The 5,027-nt window shown below is 64.4% G+C and carries 5 protein-coding genes; 1 reads left to right on the top strand and 4 read right to left on the bottom strand.

The annotated features are described in order from the left end of the window. On the top strand, positions 1-893 hold an 893-nt coding region (locus tag BN1127_RS08670; protein WP_042649166.1), incomplete at its 5' end, for an MFS transporter. Positions 894-988: 95 nt separating this feature from the next. Here the strand turns inward: BN1127_RS08670 and BN1127_RS08665 are convergent. The 4 genes from BN1127_RS08665 to BN1127_RS08650 form a co-directional block, all read right to left on the bottom strand. After that, positions 989-1,417: an ion channel gene (locus BN1127_RS08665; protein WP_041205398.1), complete on the bottom strand. Its 429-nt coding sequence runs from the start codon at positions 1,415-1,417 to the stop codon at positions 989-991. 1 nt (position 1,418) lies between these two features. Next, positions 1,419-2,447 carry a DUF2955 domain-containing protein gene (locus BN1127_RS08660; RefSeq protein ID WP_042649165.1) on the bottom strand — a complete coding sequence of 343 codons (1,029 nt, stop codon included), beginning with the start codon at positions 2,445-2,447 and terminating at the stop codon, positions 1,419-1,421. A gap of 8 nt (positions 2,448-2,455) precedes the next feature. Continuing rightward, positions 2,456-3,547, bottom strand: coding sequence for an HlyD family secretion protein (locus BN1127_RS08655; RefSeq protein WP_042649164.1), 1,092 nt, complete (start codon positions 3,545-3,547; stop codon positions 2,456-2,458). Continuing rightward, positions 3,540-5,027 (bottom strand): TolC family protein (locus tag BN1127_RS08650; protein WP_331418919.1); only part of this gene is annotated, 1,488 nt, incomplete at its 5' end. The genes BN1127_RS08655 and BN1127_RS08650, both read right to left, overlap by 8 nt.

Genomic DNA, 5,027 nt, shown 5'->3' with positions numbered 1-5,027 from the left:
CCGCTTATTCGCACCTTCCCCAGCAGGGGCTGTTGTTTGGTTTCTTTGAGACCGGGCGTGGGGTGGTGGATACAGTGGTCGCCTTCTGTGCGCTGGGGGTCTTCGCCTATTTCGGCAGCGACCTGAGCGGTTTTAGGGCCGGCATCCTGTTCTACTCCTGTATTGTCATCGTGGTGGGGGTCGGCATCCTGTTCCTGATGAACGACGAGGAGAAGACCGGGGCCGAGCAGAAGGCGACGCGTACCGGCGAACTCTCGTCTGTGCTCAGAGACAAGCTGGTGTGGCTCATAGCCCTCAACATCTTCTGTGTCTACTCCGTCTATTGTGGCCTGACTTTTTTCATCCCCTTCCTGAGCAAGATCTACGCCCTGCCGGTGGCACTGGTTGGTGCCTATGGCATCATCAACCAGTACTGCCTGAAGATGGTCGGAGGCCCCATCGGTGGCATCATAGCGGACAAGGTGCTGAAGTCCCCCAGCCGTTATCTCTGCTATAGCTTCATGGTCAGCACCGCCATGCTTGGCCTACTGATCGTCTTGCCCCATGAGCAGATGTCCGTCTACCTCGGCATGGCCTGCACCCTGGGCTTTGGTACCGTTGTCTTCACCCAGCGAGCCGTTTTCTTCGCCCCCATCGGTGAGGCCAAGATCAAGGAGGACCATATTGGCTCCGCCATGGCGATGGGTAGTTTCATCGGCTATGCCCCGGCTATGTTCTGCTTCAGCCTCTACGGCCATTTGCTGGATCAGTACAGCGGCTTGTTAGGGTACCAGATAGTGTTTGGCATCATGGCGTGTTTTGCCTTCGCAGGAACCGTCATCTCCACTCTGCTGGTGCGGGAGATCAAGCGAAAGGACGCTGCCGTCGCGACCGAACAGATCGTCGCGAGCTAAGGCTGGACTAGGGCGATCGACCGACCTAGTGCCATGGGAGAGGGGAGCCAGTGGCTCCCCTCTTTTTGGGCATCCGTTCTCGCTGGTGAGAGGTGCTATTCGCTGGCTTGTCCCAGCTGCTTGCGAATATGGTGTTGCAAGACCGCCAGCATGGAGGCGCCGGAGAGGCCTATCATCAGGGCGCCGTTGACCGCTTCCAGCGGCCCGAGCATCTTCCACTGCGGGCTCATGACGATGTCGCCATAGCCCAGGGTGGCGAAGTTGACCCCGGAGTGATAGATGGCCTCCTGCAAGGTGTCGAACTCGCCGAGCCACAGGAAGAGCCCTCCCCAGACGCCGATCTGGGCCAGGTTGCCCAGCATCACCAGAGTGATGGTGCCAAAAAGGGCCAGCATGCCAGCCAGGGCACCCTCGCGTTGATTGAACCGCTTGATGTAGAAGCGGATGCACCAGACGGCAACCAGGGATTGCAACAGCATGTTGACCAGGATCACCGGGATGCCGACCATCAAAATGAGAAACATGTCAGTCTCCTAACTTCGCTTCTGCCAGTGGTCGGCCGACCGGCCGCCACTGCTCGAGCAGCAAGATACACAGCCAGCCATAGCCGGCTACCACCAGATAGAGGCCGCAACGCATGGCGGCCGCCAGCCACACATCCTTGCCGGTGGCGCTGTCCTCGATGGCCGGGCCAAACAGGATAAGCGCCGTGATCCAGGCGTTGCTCCAGAATGACGGCGGGAAGCGCCCCGCCACCAGTCGCACCAGACGCCGTGCCAGCCAGAGAGTCATCAGGGTCAGCATCAGCACCAGCATCAGCAGCGAGGGCCAGAGGCTGAGTCCCATCCAGAGTGCGAACGCCAGCAGGGCGCCCGCCAGGGTCGAGAGCACCAGCTCCTGGCCCGCCTGTTTGGCGTTGAGGGAGGTGCTCTGCTGGGCCAGCGTCACCGTCTTCATTACCGCCGGAATGTAGAACGCCGGATTGCCAAGCGCCAGCAGCCACACCGGCATCACGATGGCGACGGCGCGCAGCGCCAGCCGCTCGGGGTGTTCGGGGAGGGGCGGTGTCGCTCTGGCGGCCGCGCCGATCACCGGCTGAGGGGGGAAGAGTGCATGCGCCATGCGGTTGACCAGGGTGCCTATCAGGATCCCAAGCCCCATCATCTGGGCGATGGCAATGGCAAGGGACTGCTCGATGAGACCGGCCACCGGGATCACCGTGATGGCCATGATGAGCAACATGGCGGCGGCCCCCTTGCCAGCCATCGCCTGCTGCATCAGCAGGTAGAGCAACAAGCCGACAAGCAGCACGGCCGCCAGAGCATAGTGGGTCAGCAGCGGAACCAGCAGCACCCCGGAGGCCATGATCCCCAGCAGCAGGATCCCCCCCGCTAGCCCCTTCTTCAGGCCGAGCGGCTCCCCGGGTCGGCACAGCACCACCCAGGCCATGATGACGCCGAGGTGGGGCATCGGCAGGGCCAATCCGTAACAGAGCCCCGTTGCGAGTCCGATGCCCGTGCCAATGCGCAGTACAGCCCTGTCGGCGTTATGCATGTGGCGCCTCAATAGGGGAAGGAGAAGAGGCTCATCAGCCGGATATAGAGTGCCCCCAGGAGGTGCATCACCCCGCTCTCGCCGGTGTAGACCAGCACATCAACCTGGCCGCCGACCCGCAGCGCCTCGACCGGCGGAAAGTCGTCGCCCTGGAAGGCAATCTTGACCGGGAAACGCTGGGCCTGGCGTAGCCAGTCCCGGTTGTTGTCGACCGTGGGCAGGGCTCCGGCTGGCTGGCTCTTGCCGTCGCCCACCCCGTAGCCGACGCTGCGAACTTCGCCCTTGAACAGGCGTCCGGGCAGGCTGTCGAGCAGGATGGCGACCTTGTCCCCTGGCCGAATGTTGCCGAGGTTGTTCTCCGTCAGATCGGCCGATACCCAGACGTCGTGGATGGCGATCAGGGTCATGGCCGGTGCGCCTGCCCCGATGAACTGGCCTGCATCTGTGCTCAAGTCGGTGATGAGCCCCCGACCCGGCGCCACCACGCGGGTGTTCTGGCGATCCAGCTCGGCCTTGTGGACCGCCGAGCGGGCGCTGAGCAGCTGGGAGTTGTCATCGCCGCTCACTCCGGCGGCCTCGATGGCGCGGCGCACGTCGGCTTCTGCTGCCGCCACCTGGCTTTTGGCTGTCTCGCGGCTGGCCTGGGCCACCTCGAGGCGACGCACCGAGATGGCGCCCGGATCCTCGCGATAGAGCCGCTCCTGGCGCTCCGCATCCTTGGCCGCGTTGTCATAGGCGGCGCGCATGGCCATCAGGGAGGCCTCGGCCGCCTTGACCCCTTCGGTGTTCGCCTTGACGCCGCTCAGGACCGTCTGGTAATCGGATCTGGCCTTGGCCAGGGCGATGTCATAGGGTTCGGGGTCGATGTCGAACAGGGGGGATCCTGCTTCCACGTCCTGATTGTCGCGCACATGGACCTTCTGGATCTGGCCGGACACTTGGGCGGCAACGGGGACCACGAAGGCCTGCACCCTGGCCTGGGAGCTGTAGGGGGTCAACCGATCGGCCAGCAGATACCAGGTGAGCAGGAGGAGGATTGCAACCAGCAGCCCGAGGGTGGCGCGGCGGCTGGCCTGGCCGGGAGACGCTGTGTCAGTCATGGGAGCTTGCCTTCTGTGTCATGGGGGAGTGGGTTGCGTCGAGCAGGGGAGCCCAGTCGGCGCGTGTGCGCAGCTGGGCCTCCACCTCGGGGGTTACCAGGGGACGCTCTCGCCCCTGTTCCCAACCGCCACCCAGTGCCTTGTAGAGCGTGATGAGGTCGCGCATCCGGGCGCCACGGCTGTTGACCAGGCGCTCCTGCTGGTTGAACAGGGCGCGCTGGGAGTCGAGCACCCGCTGGAAGTCCGCCATCCCCTCGCGATACTGGGTGTTGGCGATCTCGAGGGAACGACGGGCGGCCTCGCCGGTCTGGGTCAGCAGGGCTATCTCGTCCTGGCCGTTGGCGTAGGCCACGGCCGCATCATCCACCTCGCGGGCCGCCTTGAACACGCTGTCGCGATAGCGTTCGTGCAGCTGCTGGAAGCGGGCGTCCTGCACCAGGATCTGGTTGCCGAGCCGTCCCTGATCAAGCAGGTTCCAGCTGAGCGAGGGGCCGACGGCCCAGGAGAAGGTGCCGCTTTCCCCATTGGTGGCGTTGACGCCCAGGGTGCCTAGCAGGGTGATGGACGGGTAGAGCTCGCTCTCGGCCACCCCGATCAGGGCCGACTGGGCGGCCAGTTGCCGCTCCGCGATCCGCACGTCGGGACGACGACGCAGCAGATCTGCCGGCATCTCGGTGACCAGGGCCAGCTCACCCTGGGGGATCTTGCCTGTGTCTGAGCCCATCTCGGGCAGGGGGCCCGGAGGTCTGGCGAGCAGGGTCGAGAGGGCATTCTGACTCTGACGCAGGTTGGTTTCGAGTTGCGGAATGCCGGACAGGGTGCCGAGGTACTGGGTCTTGGCCTGCTGCACGTCCAGCTCGGCGCTGTTGCCGCTCTTGAACAGCCGTTCGGTGATCTCCAGGCTGCGCCGCTGGATGCGGGCATTCTCCCGTGCGATGTGGAGTCTGGCTTCCAGGGTGCGGATGCTCACATAGAGCTGGGCCACCTGGGCGGCCATCAGCACCTGGATGTCATCATACTGGGCCAGGGTGGCGAAGTAGTTGGCATCCGCCGCCTCGATGCCGCGTTCGAACTTGCCCCAGAAGTCGAGTTCCCAGCCGAGATTGAACCCGGCACCATAGCTGCTGCCGGCACTGCTGTGACCATTGCGGGTCTGCCCGGCTTGCAGCAGCTCGCCTGTGCCCACGGTGGCCTGAGGGCCGAGCAGGCTTTCGGCGATGCCGAGCTGAGCCTGGGCCTCGAGGATCCGCAATCCGGCGATCCTGACATCCGGATTCTTTCGCAGCGCCTCCAGCACCAAGGCACTGAGCACGGGATCGTGCAAATTGTCCCACCATTGGCGATAGTCGGCGGCCGAGAGCGCAGCTTGGCCCTCGCTGGCGCTGTGCCAGCCTGCCATTTCGTCGACTCTGGGGGACTGATAGTCTGGGCCGAGCATGGTGCAGGCACTCAGCAACAGGCATGCGCCCCCCGTGATCAG

The sequence above is a fragment of the Aeromonas media genome, from assembly GCF_000819985.1.
GTDB classification, from domain to species: domain Bacteria; phylum Pseudomonadota; class Gammaproteobacteria; order Enterobacterales; family Aeromonadaceae; genus Aeromonas; species Aeromonas media.
The sequence above is the reverse complement of the archived record's forward strand: the minus strand, read 5'-3'. Positions and strand labels throughout refer to the sequence as shown.

What these genes read in the sequence shown, in the direction of transcription:
- BN1127_RS08665 (WP_041205398.1), bottom strand. Translation starts at nt 1,417, where the DNA reads ATGTTTCTCATTTTGATGGTCGGCATCCCGGTGATCCTGGTCAACATG.
- BN1127_RS08660 (WP_042649165.1), bottom strand. Translation starts at nt 2,447, where the DNA reads ATGCATAACGCCGACAGGGCTGTACTGCGCATTGGCACGGGCATCGGA.
- BN1127_RS08655 (WP_042649164.1), bottom strand. Translation starts at nt 3,547, where the DNA reads ATGACTGACACAGCGTCTCCCGGCCAGGCCAGCCGCCGCGCCACCCTC.